Below are 19,411 nucleotides of genomic sequence, written 5' to 3' on the forward strand. Positions count from 1 at the left end.
ACCATTATTATCAAAATGGAATACCACAATCCAATACAACGAAGCACCTTGCTGTTGTCGCCTGTTTATCATCTAACGTCAAGACAAACTCTTTATAGTGCTTAAGACGCTCTGCAGGTGCTTCGTATGTTTCTGACACACGTTCAAATTCTAAAAAACCAGTAATTTTTCCCATGATAAATTCCTTAAGCATTATTGAGCAGAGTTTTTCGCTTGCCATAACTCAGTTAAAGCGCGACGATAGTCAGTAGGAATCACTTTCACAAATTGCTTACGTGATTTATCCCAATTGTCCAATAAATCTCGAGCCCTAAAACTACCTGTATAACGATAATGATTTTCGATTAGACGACGTAAAATACTATCATCAGTTTCTCTATCACCACCACGTTCAACCGAATGCCACTCTTGCATATTATTTAATTTCGTTTGTTCATCATGAGATAAAACAGACTCTAAAGAAACCATTGATGTATTACAACGTTTCTCAAATTGACCTTCTGGATCCCAAACATAAGCGACACCACCTGACATACCTGCAGCAAAGTTTCGACCAGTCTTACCTAAAACGACAACCGTTCCACCTGTCATATACTCACAACCGTGATCGCCTGTTCCTTCAACCACAGCAGATGCGCCCGAATTACGTACAGCAAAACGTTCACCCACCACACCGTTGAAATAAGCTTCCCCTGAAAGAGCCCCATAAAGAACAGTATTACCAGCAATAATATGATCTGGACCATAACCACGGAAATCATTAGGAGGGCGAACAGAAATACGACCACCAGATAAACCCTTACCTACATAGTCATTTCCTTCACCGACAAGCTCAAACGTAATACCATGAGCCAAGAAAGCACCATAACTCTGACCTGCGGTACCATTACATTGAATATGGATAGTATCGTCTGGAAGCCCCTCATGACCATACTTATGCGCAACCACACCAGACAACATAGCACCAATAGTACGATTTCGATTACGCACTGGGATAATGAAAGAAACTTTTTCACCACGCTCAATAGCGGCTTTACTACGTTCAATTAACTGATTATCTAAGGCATTATCTAGACCATGATCTTGACCCTCTGTATGATAACGTCCAGTATCAACATCTGGAGAGTGGAATACTCGGCTGAAATCCAATCCTTTGGCTTTCCAATGCTCAATACCAGCTTTCATATCTAGTAAATCAGTGCGACCAATCATATCATCAAATTTACTGATACCTAATTGAGCCATAATTTCACGTACTTCTTCCGCAATAAAGAAGAAATAATTCACTACATGTTCTGGCTTACCAGTAAACTTAGCGCGAAGTACAGGATCCTGAGTAGCCACACCAACTGGACAAGTATTTAAGTGACACTTGCGCATCATGATACAACCTTCTACAACTAGTGGAGCAGTCGCAAAGCCAAACTCATCCGCACCAAGTAATGCACCAATCGCTACATCACGACCAGTTTTCATTTGTCCATCTGCTTGCAATCGAACACGGCTACGTAAACGATTTAATACTAATGTTTGTTGTGTTTCTGATAGACCTAATTCCCACGGAGTACCTGCATGTTTAATCGAAGAAATAGGCGATGCACCAGTACCACCGTCATGACCAGCAATCACAATATGGTCTGATTTTGCTTTTGCTACACCAGCAGCAACCGTACCTACACCCACTTCTGATACTAATTTTGTAGAAATTGATGCACGAGGATTAACGTTTTTCAAGTCATGAATTAATTGTGCCAAATCCTCAATAGAGTAAATATCGTGGTGAGGAGGGGGAGAAATCAATCCCACACCTGGCACAGAGTAACGTAATTTTGCAATATACTCTGACACTTTATGGCCTGGTAATTGACCACCCTCACCTGGTTTTGCCCCTTGAGCCATTTTGATTTGAATTTGGTCTGCACTGCTTAAGTACTCAGCACTCACACCAAAACGTCCAGATGCTACTTGCTTAATTTTTGAGCGTAATGAGTCACCATTTTCTAGGGGAATATCTGCCACAATTCTATCTGAACCAAGCACAGAGGCAACACTATTCACCTTTTTTAATATCGCTAGATCCAGTACGAATTTCTTTACGGTAACGAAGCTCATCCTCGCCACCCTCACCTGTATTAGATTTACCACCAATACGATTCATCGCTACGGCAAGAACAGTATGTGCCTCAGTCGAAATAGAACCCAATGACATAGCACCTGTTGCAAAACGCTTAACAATTTCTTTAGCCGGTTCAACTTGATCTAGTGGAATTGCTTTGCTTGGATCCACTTTGAATTCAAATAAACCTCGTAGTGTCATATGGCGTTTTGATTGATCATTGATCAACTGCGCATATTCTTTGTAGGTACTGTAATTATTTGAACGAGTTGAGTGCTGTAATTTTGCAATCGAGTCAGGCGTCCACATATGTTGCTCACCACGAATACGGAAAGCATAATCACCGCCTGCATCTAAGTCATTAGCTAGAACAGGGTCTCTACCAAACGCTGCTTTATGAGAGCGAATAGCTTCTTCCGCTACTTCAAAAATACCCAACCCTTCAATATTGCTTGGTGTACCAGTGAAGTATTTCTTCACTAATGCTTTTTGTAAGCCAACTGCCTCAAAAATTTGTGCACCAGTATAAGACATATAAGTTGAAATACCCATTTTTGACATAACTTTATTTAAGCCCTTACCAATTGCTTTAGTAAAGTTATAAACGGCTTTCGCTTTGTCTGTCACTGATGGCAAATGATCAATTGTTTCAAATACTAAGTAAGGGTGAATCGCTTCTGCACCATAGCCTGCTAATAAAGCAAAATGGTGTACCTCACGTGCAGAGCCTGTTTCCACTACTAAACCCGTATTAGTGCGCAATCCTGAACGAATTAAATGCTGATGAATAGCTGATGTCGCTAATAGTGCTGGAATAGCCACATGTTCAGCATCTACTTTACGGTCTGTTAAGATAAGAATATTGTTGCCACTTTTAACTGCATCTACCGCACGAGCGCATAATGACGCTACACTTGCTTCAATACCCTCAGCCCCCCAACTAATTGGATAGGTCAAATCAAGCTCAAAACTACGGAATTTATGATCCGTATAGCGCTCAATTTCGCGTAAACGTGTCATCCCTTCTACATCAAGAATTGGCTGATTAACTTCGATACGTTGTGGTGGATTAACGTTATTAATATCTAATAGGTTTGGTTTAGGGCCAATAAATGACACTAAAGACATCACCAATTGTTCACGAATTGGGTCAATCGGTGGGTTAGTGACTTGAGCAAATAGCTGACGGAAATAGTTATAAAATGGCTTATTTTTATTAGAAAGAACAGCTACAGGCGCATCATTACCCATTGAGCCAATCGCTTCCTCACCATTTTGAATCATTGGCTGAAGAATAAATTTAATATCTTCTTGTGTCCAACCAAACGCTTGTTGACGATCTAGCAACGAAGCGCTAGACGTATACGCTGGCATAGGCTGAGTATTATCAACAGGTGCTTTTAGATCTTCTAACTTAACACTTAATCGTTTTAACCATTGACTATATGGGCGACTATTGGCTAATTGGTTTTTAATCTCTTCATCACTAATAATACGACCTTGGTCTAAATCAATTAGCAACATTTTGCCTGGCTGTAAACGCCATTTTTTAACAATACGATTTTCTGGAACAGTTAATGTACCGGCTTCTGATGCAAGAATGACCATATCATCATCAGTCACAACATAACGAGCTGGGCGCAAACCATTACGGTCTAATGTCGCGCCAATTTGACGTCCATCTGTAAACGCTACAGCAGCTGGTCCATCCCATGGTTCAAGTTTAGCTGCATTATATTCATAGAATGCACGACGATTCTCATCCATAAATGTATGTTGTTCCCATGCTTCTGGAATCATCATCATCATCGCGTGAGCAAGTGAATAACCGGCATTTACCATTAGTTCTAAACAGTTATCAAATGTCGCCGTATCTGATTGTCCTTCATAGACGATTGGGTAAAGCTTAGGTAAATCATCCCCTAATACTGGCGATTCCATCATACCTTCCCGTGCACGCAACCAGTTAAAGTTTCCTTTGACTGTGTTGATCTCTCCATTATGTGCAATTAAACGATAAGGGTGAGCCAATGGCCATGCAGGGAATGTATTTGTAGAGAAACGTTGATGCACTAACGCTAACGCAGAAACAGCACGAGGATCTTCTAAGTCGCGATAATACTGACCCACTTGGTCAGCAAGCAATAAACCTTTATACACAACGGTACGCACAGACGCTGATGGTACATAGTATTCTTTACTATGTGCTAGATTCATATGTTGAATCGCATGGCTAGCTGTTTTACGGATGACGTATAATTTGCGCTCTAACGCATCTGGTACCATCACATCTGGACCACGACCAATAAATAACTGACGAATAACTGGCTCTACTTCTCTCACAGCAGGCGACATTTCCATCTCTTTATTGACGGGTACATCACGCCAACCTAATAGTACTTGCCCTTCATCACGGACAGAACGTTCAAGCTCTCTCTCACAGGCTAGACGAGACGCCATTTCTTTAGGCAAAAACACCATCACTACACCATACTCACCCTCTGGTGGTAAGGTTACACCTTGTTTTGCCATTTCTTCACGATATAAGGTATCAGGAATCTGAATAAGAATACCAGCACCATCCCCCATCAATTTGTCAGCACCTACGGCACCTCGATGATCGAGGTTTTCCAGGATTTTTAAGCCTTGCTGAATAATGGTATGACTTTTTTTACCCTTAATATTGGCCACAAAACCAACGCCACAGGCATCATGTTCATTTTCTTTATCATAAAGACCTTGTGATTCTGGTTGGCGATGAATCACGGGTTTTGTCTGTGGCGCACAGGAAGTATGATGCCCAATAGCAGAAGCATCAATAACGATTTCTTTTAATAATTGCACTGGCTTGCTCATAATTACGTCCTAAAAAAACGGCAAGAATGGATAACCTACCAAGAATAAGTGGATTTTTGCTACAGTGCAAGATAAATAAATAGGGACGCTCCCTATTTATAATAAAACAGCAACACAGACAATTAAATTAGGGACACACCAAAACAAGGGGAAAAAGCTTAAGTACTTTTTGAATCACAAAAAACATTAATAAAATGATAGTTGCGAAATTAAGTATCCATAAAACGCATCATCCATTGCTTGCCTTTAATATTGGTTTTACGGAGTTTTTCAATCGTTTCCTCAGCAAGTTTTCTTTCAATAGCGACAAAGCTCACAAAATCATAAATATTGATTTTGCCAACAACACTACCCGGCAAACCTAAATCTTTAGTCAATGTGCCCAAAATATCACCCGGGCGTAATTTCTCTTTTTTTCCACCTCTAATACAAATCGTGCGCATCGGCGGATTAAGCGGTTTTTGCTTTCCTTGAGCAGGCAAATCCAACCAAGTAACAGGCAAATCGATATTTTTCTCTATCCTCTCAGCTCTATTATTTTTCTTTATCTGTCACTAAATTAAGTGCCAAACCCTTTGCTTCTTTTCGACCTGTTCTGCCAATACGATGAATATGTGTAGCCACATTAGGTGTTAATTCTACATTGATGATGGCATCCAACGTATCAATATCTAAGCCTCTAGCGGCAACATCAGTAGCCACCAATACTGAACATGAACGATTGATAAACTGAACTAATACATCTTCTCGATCACGCTGATCCATATCACCGTGCAGCACTAAACTCACAATCCCTTGATGGTTAAGGTAATCAGCCAATTCTTCACACTGGACTTTTGTATTACAAAAAGCCAATGTAGATACAGGTCGATAATGTTTTAGCAACCGTGCACAATCTGCAAACCGATTCTCTGGCGTAGTCACGAAAAATAAATGATCCAGATTATGATTAACTGCCTCAGGACTCATTTCGACAGTAATAGGATTACGCTGAAAACCTTCACTGATTTTTAAGATATGCTCTGGGAATGTGGCTGAAAAAAACAAAGTTTGTTTACGTAATGGTGTTGCTTGAGAAATTTCACCAATATCATCAAAGAACCCCATATCCATCATCCTATCCGCCTCATCTAGTACAAACACGTTGATATGACTAAGATCTAAATGCTGTCCACGCAACAAGTCCAATACTCGCCCCGGCGTACCAACAATAATATGCGCACCATGTTTTAATGATTCAATTTGTGGGCGTAAGGCACTTCCCCCACAAAGGGTTAAAACTTTAATATTATTAAGTGCTCTTGCCAATTTACGAATTTGTTGTGCAACTTGATCAGCCAACTCTCGTGTTGGACACAGCACAATTCCTTGAGCCCCAAAAAAAGCAGGGTTAATTTTTTGAACAATCCCTAAACCAAAGGCAAGGGTCTTTCCACTACCCGTTTCCGCCTGCCCACGCACATCCTTACCTTCCAAAATAGCAGGCAGGCTTTGAGCTTGTATTGGACGCATTTGGGTATAACCCAACTCCTTTAAATTATGTAATTGAGCAGCACTTAGCGGCAATGAAGCAAAATCTGTGGACATATTTTTTTCCAAATTAAATGAATACGTTAAGAGTAACACCTCAGGATTAAGGTATTAATTATTCTTTAACAATGTTTCTTTTCGTGGACGGCCTCGTTTACTCGGTAACACACGACGACTAGCAAACGGGGCTATTTTTTCAATAAAACTATCGCTTCCCAATGCCCATTGCCCATGGATGGCAGCTTCTATATCCAAAATCCTAGAATGACTTAATCCTTCTTCACAAAGACTTTTATAACGTGCCTGACGCTCAAAAGAAGTATTCCCTAGTACCCAATAATCATGATGATCAGTTAACCATTTTAAATCTTTATTTATGCGTCCCGTATGCACACCAGCAGACGTCCATGGAAGCAAATCCGGTTGCTCTATGCCTTCTTTGTGATGAAGATACATCTCTAACCAAATCATGCAAGCCAAATAATGATCACCCTCTTCAACCAAACAAGAACGATATCTTGATGCAAATACAGCACCTAAGCGTAAACTAGAAGCTAAATAGCGTCCCAATGCCTGGACAACTTGAGAAATCGTACGCTCATTAGGAGGGGTACTTAAAAAATATATCCCCTCATTGGTAATTGACCATGCATGAATAGGTAATTGATACCGTACACTTAGCTCCTCTAACCAAGCTAATAACTTAGGCTTTAACTGTTGCTCGTCTGATAAACGAGCAATATGAGGAAGTAGTTTTGCTTGAACTAGCTGACAAGTATTTGGAGCATAGAGACGCGCTAATCTGGCCATATAACCTTACTTTACCTACAAAGACATCATTATCGCTTTTTTCTATATTTTCCGCTTGATTTTTATGATATTTACTTGATTTTTATAGCAATTTCCCTTTCCTTCAAATGGTGTTACACACTGAAACCAATTAAGACCTGTGAGGTATTGAAAATATTAGCACTCTAACCACAAGAGTGCTAAAATAATACCTAACATAAACATTTTCATAGGAAAATACCATGACAAATCAATCACTTGCACTACAAAATAATGTAGCAATGGCGGTAGCTAATCCTGGCGCCATGGGTTCGATTGAAGCTTATATCAGCGCTGTCAATCGTATCCCTGTGCTTACTCCAGAACAAGAAAGAGACTTTGCCGAACGCTTACAGGCTAATGGTGATTTAGAAGCGGCAAAATCTTTAATCCTTTCTCACCTACGCCTTGTTGTGTCAATTTCTCGCCAATATTTAGGCTATGGTATTGCTCATGCGGACCTTATCCAAGAGGGTAATATCGGTTTGATGAAAGCCGTAAAACGCTTTGACTTATCTCATGGCGTGCGTTTAGTTTCCTTTGCTGTCCACTGGATTAAAGCAGAAATCAATGAATACATTATTCGTAACTGGCGTTTAGTTAAAGTAGCAACGACCAAAGCTCAACGCAAACTGTTCTTTAACTTACGTAGTATGCGTCCAGATGGACAAACCTTAGATCCATCCCAAATCCAAGGTATTGCAGAAAAACTTAACGTAAAACCAGAAGAAGTCGCTGAGATGGAAGTCCGTCTTTCTGGACGTGATATGGCACTTGAGTCTTCTAATGACGATGAAGATGATTTTGCCCCTATCACTTACCTATCTGATGATGGGCAACACGAGCCAGGTCAGGTACTTGCCCAACGTTATCGTTATGACTTACAAACTCAGGGAATTACTGCAGCTTTAGATAAACTTGATGATCGCTCTCGCGATATTATTGAATCTCGTTGGTTACAAGATGACGGCGAAGGCAAAACACTCCAAGAGTTAGCCTCACAATACGGCGTCTCAGCTGAACGCGTACGTCAAATTGAAAATGCGGCAATCAAAAAAATGCGTCAAGTGTTAGAAGCACAAGCCGCTTAATGACTCACTAATTATTGAAGTACAACAAGGCAACTCTACGAGTTGCCTTGTTTTTGTGTGATAGCTTGAAGTTGACTTTTCTATGCAAGGTCACACCCAAACTGTCAAATTTTTCTCCAAGAAATCTCTTATTCTTATTATTTCTGCTGAAAACTAGTACGCCGAAATACTACTCATTCAACAAAGCCTCTACATCCTGAGCTAATTTTTCTGGTGCGACATCACTATAATAAAACAGTCGTGGTTTACCCTGTTTATCAAACAAATATAGATTACTAGAGTGCTCTACCGTGTAGCTCTTCCCATCTTGTATAGGTACTTTACGGGAAAATACTTTAAAGCTTTTTTGCATGGTTTTAATTTGCTCCTCACTGCCCGTAAACCCTATTATATTGCCAGGAAAATAACTTAAATACTGTTTTAATACCTCTACTGTATCCCGTTCAGGATCAACACTCACCATAATAATCTGCACATCTTTTCGTTGTGACTCATTCAACAAGGAAAAAATCTGAGATATAGTGGCAAGTGTCGTCGGACAAATATCAGGACATTGGGTAAACCCGAAGAAAAATAAACTCACTTTCCCTTGGATAGTTTGAGCTGTACGACTATTACCTTGAGTATCAATCACTTCCCATTGGGTTCCTAATTTACTGCCTTCTATTGAACTCCCATTCCAGGCAGCAAAGACCGAAGTAACGCTAGCAATGGTTAGCCAAAGTCCCAATAAAATTTGTTTCAAATACATTCTTTCAATTACCCTTTAATCTGGCTAAAATAGAGTTTTTATTTAACCTTGTATTGTTTATCGTGACATTATCCCTTGATAATCTTAAGCTACGCTTAGAAAACACCATACATATACAACCCATAGTAGGCTCTTTACCATTATATGTAAATAAGGTTTTAACAGGAATAATCCACCCTAATGCACTGAAAGCGATAGCACATTATCAAGGGTTTAACGTTCAAACAGATAGTGTACACCTTGATTTAACATCACACGATTTTCAAGGTAGAACTGATTTTTTTAATCAACTAGCTCATCACCTACTGGAACAGTCCTGCTTGCATTTTTGGCGTGATGAACAAGTGGTAGTCTGGCGTGAACAAAGTGCGTTCGCTCATATTGAGCGAACAGCTACTCGCCCCTTAGGCTTACTCACTCAAGCTATTCATATGAATGCGTGGACACCTGAAGGAAAAATTTTTCTATCCCTTAGGTCACCCACCAAACAAACTGACCCTAATAAGTGGGATACTCTTTCAGGAGGTTTATTAAACGCTCATGATACCTTGGAGTCAGGGCTCATTAGAGAAACTTTTGAAGAGGCTGGTTTAAGAGAATCTCAACTAACCTTACGTACCGATATTCGTTCTATTGATACTGTGCGTCGCCCTTTACCAGAAGGTTATCAAGTAGAGGAAATATTAACGAGCGACTGCATTCTAGAGCCTCATATTCACCCACAAAACCAAGACGGTGAAGTAAGTGAAATACGTATTTTTAGTATTGATGAAGTGATTCAATTAATGTGTAATGATCAAGTTACCGCAGAAGCAATGGTTGTTTTAATTAACAGTATAGAGAATAATATTTTTAAAACAATTCGCTAACAGTGATAGTAATTAATTTTTTAGAGGGGACAACAAATGAGTGATAATAAAAATTTATTTGAACAATTATTTTCACCCGACTATTTTAAGCAACCTTTTTTTGGAAATATTGATGCTTTCCATAAGGCGTGGAACCACACATTAGAAAAGAACCAACAAACATTTTCTTCTCCCGAAGCAACTATTGCAGAAATTGATAAACGTATAGAAGAGCTCAAAAATGTTGAGAATTGGTTAAGCCTGAATTTGTCTATGCTTAAAAATACTATTCAAGGGTTAGAATTACAAAAAAGTAATCTGACATCATTTAAAGAAATATTGAATAGTAATGAGGCATTACAAGCAGCAGGCCAACAATGGTGGCAAAGTCTTCAAGAACAATTGACGCAATTAGTACAAGCACAAACGGCAAATCTCAAACAGACTACACCAACAACAGACTCACAACAGACTGTTGCTACAGATAATTCCACATCAAAAGTCGCCACTACTAATGCGTCAAAGCCTAGAAAAACAGCGGTAAAGCAGAGCAGGCGTAAACCGACTGAAAAAAAAGAGTAGAATTATCCGTACATTAACTAAATTTATATTATTTATCTATGCATCTTAATATCGTTATTCTCGCTGCAGGCATGGGCAAACGCATGCAGTCAGATCTTCCTAAGGTTTTACACAGTATCGCTGGTAAACCTATGCTTTCTCATGTTATTGATAGTGCTCGCCAACTCAATCCTAGTAAAATTATTGTGGTAGTTGGTCATGGCGCTGATACAGTCAAAGATTATTTTGCGCAAGAAAACGATTTAGGTTTCGCACTACAAATGCCTCAACATGGTACGGGTCATGCTGTACAACAAGCCGTAGATCAATTAGTTGGGGGCAACGATAGCAATGACATGACCTTAGTTTTATACGGTGATGTACCTCTTGTGCAATCAGATACTCTTACCAAGCTTATTCAGTCTGCAGGTACTGGTGTCAGCGTTTTAACGGAAACGCTTGCTGACCCGACTGGTTATGGGCGTATCGTCAGAGATGCGAATGGTCAAGTTCATCGTATTGTAGAGCATAAAGATGCTACCCCAGAAGAATTAAAAATTAATGAAGTTAATACTGGCATTCTCTGTGCCCCTACCGCTCATCTTAAAAACTGGTTAACTCGTATTGATAATAATAATGCACAAGGTGAATATTATCTTACCGATATTATTGGTTTAGCCGTAAAAGACGGGGTTGCTGTCAATGCTGCTCAATCAAGTGCTAACTGGGAAACACTTGGTGTTAATAGTCGTATCCAACAGGCTCAACTTGAACGTCTATGGCAAGCAGAGCAAGCGCGTCGCTTACTAGAAAAAGGGGTAACACTCGCTGACCCAAATAACTTTAACTTACGTGGTGAGCTTATCTGTGGTCGTGATGTTTTCATTGATACTGGCTGTGTTTTTGAGGGACGAGTCGTATTAGCAGACGGAGTAAAAATCGGTCCAAACTGCGTGCTACGTAATGTAGAGCTTGGACAAAACACACATGTAGATGCTTTTAGCCACCTAGAACAAGCAAAGGCAGAAGATCATGCTGTAATTGGTCCATACGCTCGTTTGCGTCCAGGTGCTTCACTTGGCTCACATAGTCATGTTGGCAACTTTAGTTGTAGCTTAAAAAAACACGTTTGGGCGCCTATAGCAAAGCCAATCACCTTAGCTATTTAGGTGATGCTACGATTGGTGAAAAAGTAAATATTGGCGCCGGCACCATCACTTGCAACTATGATGGCGTGAATAAGTTCCAAACCGTCATTGAAGATGGGGCATTTATTGGTTCAGATACACAACTTGTAGCCCCCGTAACAGTAGGAGCTAATGCTACCCTTGGCGCTGGCACAACCTTAACGAAAGACGCTCCTGCGAATCAATTAACGATTTCAAGAGTTCAACAATTTACCATAGCAAATTGGAAAAGACCAACTAAAAAATAACTGATAACACAACAAGCTACTCATATCCGAAAAACTAGCCAAGCTTTATCCCTTATGAGTAGCTTTTTTAATTAATATGGCTATTTCAGAAACCCTTAAAAGTCCTTCTCCATCTGAAGGCACACCATCACAAGATGGCTTACCAACTCCACAACGATATCTTGCTGCAATGGCATTACTAGTGGTCATTGCTATCGGTGTTATTGATAGTAGCATTACTAATATTGCTCTTCCAACGATCAGCAAGAATCTAAACGTATTACCAGCTACTACTGTTTGGATTATTAACGCCTACACAATTACCATTATTGCCACTTTACTACCTTTTTCAGCACTTGCTGAACAGATAGGTTTTAGACGGTTATTGCGCATTGGTATTGTTATCTTTATGCTTGGTGCAATTGGAAGTATGTTTGCCAACTCGCTTGAACACCTTATTGTCACACGCATTATTCAAGGAATTGGATGTTCTGCTTTCATGTCGCTATTCGGAGGCTTAGTACGCAATATTTATCCTCGTCGATTACTCGCTACAGGAATTAGTCTAAATGCGATGGTTGTGGGTGCCGCCGCTTTAATTAGTCCATCACTAGGAGCATTTATTATTGGTATTGCTTCTTGGCATTGGATTTATGGATTTACCATTCCATTATGTTTATTAGCACTGATTCTCACCCTTTATGTTCCAAGGGTAAAACGTGTCGAAAAGCCTTTTGACTACCTAAGCGCCGTATTAAATGCTTTGGCTTTAGGAGGATTTATCGCCTTCTTAGATTTAGCCTTTAGCCATACCGTAATTAGCTTATGCTTACTTGCTGTATCTATTATTTCTGGTTACGTTGTCTATAAAAGAGCTCAAACCGATCATAGTCCTTTAGTACCCATTGATTTATTACAAAATATCTCTTTTAGAGATGCCGTTATTGTATCCGCAATGAGCTTTGCAGCAGCATCATTAACAATGATTTCAGCTCCCTTCTATTTCCAACACGAATTACATATGTCCACTAAAACGGTTGGCTTATTATTCAGTGCTTGGCCTATTGCGGGCTTAATAATCTCCCCTATTGCAGCAAGATTATCAAATAAACATCCAGCCTCTGTACTAGCAGGTTCAGGTAGTTTAATAATGTGTCTTGGCTTAGTGATTTTATTATTCTTACCGGAAGATTCACCGCCAATTTATTTTGGATTATGCCTTTTCTGTGCAGGCTTAGGCTTTGGCTTTTTCCAAACACCAAATAACAAAGCAATTTTATTATCAGCACCTCCCCATCGTTCCAGTGCAACGGGTGGTATGCAATCAACAGCTCGTCTATTTGGACAATGTACTGGGGCTGCATTAGTGGCTCTATGTTTTACCATTAGCCCAGAGAATGGGCATTACAATGGTATTATGCTAGGGGCGATAGTCATTGGTTTAGCCAGTCTAGTTAATCTATCTCGTTATATTCGAAAAACAGATACTAGCATTATTTAAGACATAAATATTTGAATCCTGGCTAGGTTCAAAACAATGGCAACTGGCTAAAGGTTTTTCCTTGCCTATCCTTCTCAGATAAAATGAGTGGTATATCTACAGGTAAGGCATGTAGTGGCCACTCTATCGCAATGTCAGGATCGTTGAAAACCAACGTTTGTTCTTCTTGTGGATAATATCGCTCTGCTACTTTATAGTGAACAATGGCGTCCTCACTAATGGTTAAAAAACCATGTGCACAACCTTCTGGGATATACAATAATTCGAGCTGTTTATTGGGATTTAGCAGAGGATCTTGTAAATAGAATCCTTGCCATTGTTTAAATGTTGGGGAGTCTTGCCGTAAATCTAGCACAACATCCCAAATATAACCTTTGACTACTTGTATTCAATTTTGCTTGTGCATGAGGAAATTGATAATGTAATCCTCGTAATGTACCTTGTTTTGAATACGATAAATTATCTTGTAACCACGATGATTTGAGATTACTATACTCATCAAATTGAGCTTGATTATAACTTTCTACAAAATATCCTCGGTAATCGTGATAACAATTCTGAGTAATTATCTTTACGCCTGATATCTGTATTTCGTTCACTTTCATTATGCATCCAATGTAGCTAACACGATATTCTTGAGCCCTTGCTCTAAGGATATTATTGGTGTCCATGCCAATTCTTGACGTATTTTTTGAGTATTTAATGCATAACGTTGATCATGGCCTGGTCTATCCTGAATATACGTAATTAAGTCAGTATAGGACTGTTGATTAGTTCTAGGCTTATATTCATCCAGCAATCGACATAATATGCTAACTAACGCAATATTACTAACTTCTTGATTAGCACCGATATTATAAATTTCACCAACGCTACCTGATCGCAGTACACAATTAATGGCTCGACAATGGTCCTCTACAGCAATCCAATCCCTAATTTGTAACCCATTCCCATAAATCGGTAATGCCTGTTCGTTCAATGCTTGCTTCAACATTAAAGGAATAAGCTTTTCGGGGTATTGTCCAACACCATAATTATTACTACAACGAGTAATGATGGTAGGTATCTGATAGGTATTACACCACGCCTGAACAAAATGCTCCCCGGCTGCCTTACTGGCCGAATAAGGATTACTAGGCTTTAAAGGCGCTGTTTCAGTCACCGGAGCTACTGAGCTTGCCAAACTACCATAAACCTCATCCGTTGACACATAGACCATCCTAAAGCGTTTTTTTATATCCTTAGCATGTGTTAAATAATGCTGACACGCTTTCAATATCGATAGTGTACCTAAGACATTTGTCTGCACAAAAGGATCAACCTGTTGAATAGATCTATCCACATGAGTTTGTGCCGCGAAATGCACAATGGCTTCAATATGAAATTTTTCTAAAATACTCAATATAGCTTGCTCATGCAAAATATCCTCTTGGATAAAATGATAAGACGCACAAGAATCAAGCTCTACTAACCCTTCCGGGTTAGCTGCATAGGATAAGTTATCCAGATTAATTAAAACATCTGCGATGGGATTAAAGCCTAATTGCGATAATCCCTCTGCAGAAAACGCTGTTCTAATAAAATGACCACCGATAAATCCGCAGCCACCCGTTACCAGAATATTCACTAAGACTCAACACCCGCATTATGTGCTTGTTGATCAGCATGATAAGAAGAGCGTACCATCGCCCCTACTGCAGCATGCGAAAAGCCCATTTTATACGCTTCTTCTTCATACATTTTGAAGGTATCTGGATGTACATAACGCAATACTGGTAAATGGTGGTCAGAGGGTTGTAAATATTGACCAATTGTTAGCATCTCAATATCATGCTCCCGCATATCACGCATGACTTGTAAAATCTCTTCATCAGTTTCACCCAAGCCAACCATCAAACCTGATTTAGTCGGAATAGAGGGATACATTGCCTTGAAGTCTTTTAATAATTTCAATGAATGCATATAATCAGCACCAGGACGGGCTTGACGATATAGACGAGGCACTGTTTCCAAATTGTGATTTAAAACATCAGGCAAACTTTTAGCAAAAATATCTAATGCTTTTTCTAAACGTCCTCTAAAATCAGGTACCAACACCTCTATCGTTGTCTGTGGAGAGCGTTCACGAATTTCATTAATACAATCCACATAATGCTGCGCACCCCCATCTCTCAAATCATCACGATCTACAGAGGTAATCACCACATAACGTAACTTCATTGCCGCAATGGATTTGGCCAGATTACTTGGTTCATTGACATCTAAAGGATCAGGACGACCATGTCCTACATCACAGAATGGACAACGACGGGTACATTTATCACCCATAATCATAAAGGTAGCTGTACCACGGCCAAAACATTCACCAATATTTGGGCAAGACGCCTCCTCACATACAGTTACCATTTTATTTTCACGCAGAATTTGTTTAATCTCATTAAACTTTGAATTAGGCGCGGCGGCTTTAACTCTAATCCATTCTGGTTTTTTTAATTTTTCAACAGGAATAATTTTGATAGGAATCCGCGAGGTTTTATCAAACGATTTTTGTTTTTTGTTGTCGCATCATATGATGTGTCTTTATCGACTGGATGTGATAACGTATTTGTCATAGTTAACGTCTGCTTTGCAAGGCAAAAAAATTACAAAGGGTTATTTTAACCCTGAATAGCAGGATAAATCCTAAAAACCTATTTTCCCTATGAGAATTATCCTTACTAAGTGATAGTGATTAATATATTACAATCTTTTTCAGTTAAGTATTTGATTGTGTTAAGTAAACATTTATCAATATAATTTTTATCTATCCAGCTTATCATATTAATTTTATGGAGTTTATATGGAAAGCCCCATCGCTTTACTCATACAAACCAGTGTGCCAGACTTATTATTTGCTAAACGTCTCGCTCATATTTTGGTTGAGGATAAGTATGCTGCCTGTGTGCATCTTTCTCCTATGGGTCTATCCATGTATCTCTGGCAAGATAATTTAGAAGGTAGCGAGGAAATTATCCTTACCATTAAAACCTCTACAGCTAAGCAACAAGCTTGCATGGCTAAAATAAAAGAGTTGCACCCCTATGAAGTACCGGAGATTATTTGCTTACCCATCATCGGAGGCGACTCTGAATACCTCACTTGGATTAACCAACAAACAACAGAATAGCAAGAAAATGATAGCTTTAATAAATCGTCTTTATACCGTTTTCCTTTTGGCATTAGTAAGTATTATTTTTAATGTCTCTGTTCAGCCCGTACAAGCACAAGAAAATTTTTTGGAGCCTAACCAAGCCTTTAAACTCTACGCAAATATTAGCCATGAAAATCAGCTCAACCTTCAATTTGGAGTTGCTGATGGCTACTATATGTATAAAGAAAGGTTTGAATTTAGGTCCATCATTGATAATAAAGAACACGATTTACTTAATTCAACAAGCATCAGTTACTCCAAAGGCGATATTAAATTTGACCCCACCTTTAATAAGGAAATGGAGGTTTATCATCACCAATCATTAGTGACTATACCTATTCCTACAGACACCCCATCATTTACCTTAGAAGTGACGGCTCAAGGTTGTGCTGATGCTGGTCTATGCTACCCACCAATGTATTATTATTTGCCCGTGACTATTACCAGTACAGGCTATGACATTGCCCTTCCTAAAGAAGCAAATAATTTTAGCCTTATCTCCAGTGAAGAAGCCCAACGTGAATTAAATACGTCTACGAGTGATAACAATTCAACTCTCAAAGATTCTGCACCAGAAAAAAACTCCTTAGAATCTTCTTAATGCTGGGGACACAGAAATTGCATCATGGTTGCATAATGCTAGTCTATGGCATATGTTAGCCGTTGCTTTTTTACTTGGTTTGGCATTATCTTTTACGCCGTGCGTATTACCAATGTTGCCTATCCTCTTATCTCTTGTTGTGGGTAGCCAAAAACAGCAACAATCACGCTTTCATAGCTTACGCCTAACATTGTTATATGTATTAGGTACATCCATCGTATACACCCTCTTAGGTATTATTGCCGCTTCCATTGGTGCTGCCCTTGCCAATTGGATTCAGAATCCTTGGGTGTTAGGTATCTTTGCCTTATTCCTCGTTATTTTCGGCATTGCTATGTTTGGTGCATATAACATGCAGATGCCTGCTTCCGTACAAACAAAACTTAATAATATTGTGAATAAATTGCCTGCTGGACAAGGTGGGGCAGCATTATTAATGGGGATGATCTCTGCATTAATCTGTGGGCCGTGCGTCGCTGCACCATTAGCCGGTGTTTTACTCTTTATATCTCAAACGGGAGATATTGTAAAAGGAGGACTTATCCTCTTCCTACTTGCCTGGGGGCAAGGCGTTTCACTCATTTTATTGGGATCAAGTTCTGGCGCTCTCTTACCAAAGGCAGGAGCATGGATGGATAGTGTCAAAAAGGTATGTGGTTTATTATTGTTTGCGGCCGCCTTATGGATGATAGCCCCACTACTACCCAATTGGCTACCTATGCTATTGTGGGCGGCTTTAGCCATAGCGTTTGCCTATGTCATTGGCACCTTTAGAGGCTATAAGCCCTTTCCAAATTTTACGACCCTCTTATTAAAACTCGTGGGATGGCTAGCAGTTATCTGGGCTATTCTATTAGTCATTGGTTTTGGTATAGGTTCACGTAGTGTTTTACACCCCTTAGCGGTTCAAGAAACGACGCTTTCTCATGTCAAGTTTGAACGTATTCATACGCTATCTGAGCTGAAACAAATACTTGCTAGTACGGACAAACCCATCATACTAGACTTCTATGCAGATTGGTGCGTTTCATGTGTTGAAATGGAAAAATTCACCTTCCCTAATGCTAATGTTCAGACATTACTAAAAAATTTCCGTTTACTACAAGTGGATGTCACAAAGAATACCAAGGACGATAGAGAATTACTAAAAGCTTTCCAACTATTCGGACCACCAGGCATTATTTTCTTTACCCCTAATGGTCAAGAAAATACTCAAGTGCGTGTGATTGGTTTCCAAAATGCTGAGCGCTTCACACAAAGTTTAGAGAAAGCACTAGGCTCTAAATAAATCCTTAAGTACGGCATTAGCTAATATCATTTCTCCTACAACACAAAGAGTAGTCATCTATTATTACGATAGATGACTACTCTTTAGTTATGGCAATATATCTATACTTTTTTTACGAGCAACCTTTTAACTTCATCCTCTCTAGATAACTCTTTTTATATTTTTGCATCAGTATTTACGCTTATATTTTTTCTAATTCTTTCTTGTTAAATTGGAGGATTAAATTTTTATTCAAGAGTAAATAATGACTGCAGAGCAACATGAATATGTCGCTCGCCAGGCAGATGAACAGGGCATTATTCGTTATCCTGCTGACGAGCATCAAATTTGGAGTGAATTAATTACCCGCCAACAGCAAGCACTTCCTAATAGAGCTTGCCCAGAGTACCTAGAAGGACTTAAAAAATTAAATCTTCCAATACAAACTATTCCTCAACTAAAAGAAATTGATGACGTATTACTTTCTACAACTGGATGGCGTACAGCCGCAGTACCCGCATTAATTTCATTCAAAAGATTTTTCGAATTACTAGCCAATAAATCCTTTCCTGTTGCTACGTTTATTCGTCGCCGAGAAGACTTCGACTATATCCAAGAACCCGATATTTTCCATGAAGTAGCGGGACATTGTGTACCCATCCCATTTTTAGTACAACTATAAAGTAGAAACGGAATGTTTTTGTTTGTACATTAAAGGGGTGAGCCCCTTTAGTGCATCATGAGGTCTTTGCGTATTATAAATCGTTAACCACTCCTCGGTTAGTTGTTTAACCTGTTTTAGTGTTTTAAAGAGGTAACACCCTAAAACCTCTGTGCGATACGTCCGATTAAATCGC

At 39.3% G+C, this 19,411-nt stretch carries 14 protein-coding genes and 5 pseudogenes; 9 read left to right on the plus strand and 10 right to left on the minus strand.

Translation table 11 applies throughout. From position 1 onward, the window contains the following. Positions 1-13 precede the first annotated feature (13 nt). The 4 genes and pseudogenes from gltD to V757_RS27165 form a co-directional block, all read right to left on the minus strand. A pseudogene (gene gltD / locus V757_RS28550) lies at positions 14-175 on the minus strand (glutamate synthase); the annotation flags it as partial. 17 nt (positions 176-192) lie between these two features. Beyond that, positions 193-4,972: pseudogene (locus tag V757_RS27155) on the minus strand (glutamate synthase-related protein). Positions 4,973-5,181: 209 nt separating this feature from the next. Then, a pseudogene (dbpA, locus tag V757_RS27160) lies at positions 5,182-6,559 on the minus strand (ATP-dependent RNA helicase DbpA). Positions 6,560-6,613: 54 nt separating this feature from the next. After that, complete coding sequence (locus tag V757_RS27165; protein ID WP_023953514.1) at positions 6,614-7,312, minus strand: hypothetical protein; 699 nt, start codon at positions 7,310-7,312, stop codon at positions 6,614-6,616. A 221-nt stretch (positions 7,313-7,533) separates the two neighbouring features. Between V757_RS27165 and rpoH the strand changes: the two genes are divergently transcribed. Further along, positions 7,534-8,421, plus strand: coding sequence for an RNA polymerase sigma factor RpoH (gene rpoH, locus V757_RS27170; protein WP_023953516.1), 888 nt, complete (start codon positions 7,534-7,536; stop codon positions 8,419-8,421). Between the two features lie 169 nt (positions 8,422-8,590). On the opposite strand, the gene V757_RS27175 is transcribed toward rpoH, so the two are convergent. After that, a complete protein-coding gene (locus tag V757_RS27175; protein ID WP_162146597.1) occupies positions 8,591-9,166 on the minus strand; it encodes an SCO family protein in 576 nt (191 codons plus the stop codon). Positions 9,167-9,234: 68 nt separating this feature from the next. On the opposite strand from V757_RS27175, the gene V757_RS27180 reads away from it, so the two are divergent. From V757_RS27180 to V757_RS27195, 4 genes and pseudogenes are all read left to right on the plus strand, one after another. Next, entirely contained in the window at positions 9,235-10,041 is an 807-nt protein-coding gene (locus V757_RS27180) for an NUDIX hydrolase (RefSeq protein WP_023953520.1), read from the plus strand. Between the two features lie 36 nt (positions 10,042-10,077). Continuing rightward, positions 10,078-10,602 (plus strand): PhaM family polyhydroxyalkanoate granule multifunctional regulatory protein, encoded by a 525-nt coding sequence (locus V757_RS27185; protein WP_023953522.1) that lies wholly within the window; start codon positions 10,078-10,080, stop codon positions 10,600-10,602. 38 nt (positions 10,603-10,640) lie between these two features. Beyond that, positions 10,641-12,016: pseudogene (gene glmU / locus V757_RS27190) on the plus strand (bifunctional UDP-N-acetylglucosamine diphosphorylase/glucosamine-1-phosphate N-acetyltransferase GlmU). A 76-nt stretch (positions 12,017-12,092) separates the two neighbouring features. After that, positions 12,093-13,496: an MFS transporter gene (locus V757_RS27195; protein WP_023953525.1), complete on the plus strand. Its 1,404-nt coding sequence runs from the start codon at positions 12,093-12,095 to the stop codon at positions 13,494-13,496. A gap of 28 nt (positions 13,497-13,524) precedes the next feature. On the opposite strand, the gene V757_RS29720 is transcribed toward V757_RS27195, so the two are convergent. From V757_RS29720 to lipA, 4 genes and pseudogenes are all read right to left on the minus strand, one after another. Then, positions 13,525-13,884 (minus strand): dTDP-4-dehydrorhamnose 3,5-epimerase family protein, encoded by a 360-nt coding sequence (locus V757_RS29720; protein WP_147628889.1) that lies wholly within the window; start codon positions 13,882-13,884, stop codon positions 13,525-13,527. Continuing rightward, positions 13,817-14,167 (minus strand): dTDP-4-dehydrorhamnose 3,5-epimerase family protein, encoded by a 351-nt coding sequence (locus tag V757_RS29725; RefSeq protein ID WP_147628890.1) that lies wholly within the window; start codon positions 14,165-14,167, stop codon positions 13,817-13,819. The genes V757_RS29720 and V757_RS29725 overlap by 68 nt, the downstream gene beginning before the upstream one ends. Further along, the gene (rfbB, locus tag V757_RS27205; RefSeq protein ID WP_023953527.1) at positions 14,101-15,123 is read right to left on the minus strand and encodes a dTDP-glucose 4,6-dehydratase; all 1,023 of its coding nucleotides are present in this window, start codon (positions 15,121-15,123) and stop codon (positions 14,101-14,103) included. The genes V757_RS29725 and rfbB overlap by 67 nt, the downstream gene beginning before the upstream one ends. Beyond that, a pseudogene (lipA, locus tag V757_RS27210) lies at positions 15,123-16,052 on the minus strand (lipoyl synthase); the annotation flags it as partial. The gene rfbB and the pseudogene lipA, both read right to left, overlap by 1 nt. A 283-nt stretch (positions 16,053-16,335) precedes the next feature. Here lipA and cutA point away from each other — a divergent pair. The 4 genes from cutA to V757_RS27225 all read left to right on the plus strand — a co-directional run bounded on the left by cutA (position 16,336) and on the right by V757_RS27225 (position 19,236). Continuing rightward, positions 16,336-16,662 (plus strand): divalent-cation tolerance protein CutA, encoded by a 327-nt coding sequence (gene cutA / locus V757_RS27215; protein ID WP_023953531.1) that lies wholly within the window; start codon positions 16,336-16,338, stop codon positions 16,660-16,662. A 7-nt stretch (positions 16,663-16,669) separates the two neighbouring features. Then, complete coding sequence (locus V757_RS27755) at positions 16,670-17,287, plus strand: protein-disulfide reductase DsbD domain-containing protein (protein WP_031274936.1); 618 nt, start codon at positions 16,670-16,672, stop codon at positions 17,285-17,287. Between the two features lie 28 nt (positions 17,288-17,315). Further along, on the plus strand, positions 17,316-18,575 hold the full coding sequence (dsbD, locus tag V757_RS27760; RefSeq protein WP_147628891.1) for a protein-disulfide reductase DsbD: 1,260 nt from the start codon (positions 17,316-17,318) through the stop codon (positions 18,573-18,575). 244 nt (positions 18,576-18,819) lie between these two features. Then, complete coding sequence (locus V757_RS27225; RefSeq protein ID WP_023953533.1) at positions 18,820-19,236, plus strand: phenylalanine 4-monooxygenase; 417 nt, start codon at positions 18,820-18,822, stop codon at positions 19,234-19,236. On the opposite strand, the gene V757_RS28240 is transcribed toward V757_RS27225, so the two are convergent. Further along, a partial coding sequence (locus V757_RS28240) for an integrase core domain-containing protein (RefSeq protein WP_023953535.1) occupies positions 19,231-19,411 on the minus strand: 181 nt, incomplete at its 5' end. The genes V757_RS27225 and V757_RS28240 overlap by 6 nt on opposite strands.

The organism is Pelistega indica (assembly GCF_000506865.1).
Lineage (GTDB): Bacteria > Pseudomonadota > Gammaproteobacteria > Burkholderiales > Burkholderiaceae_B > Taylorella > Taylorella indica.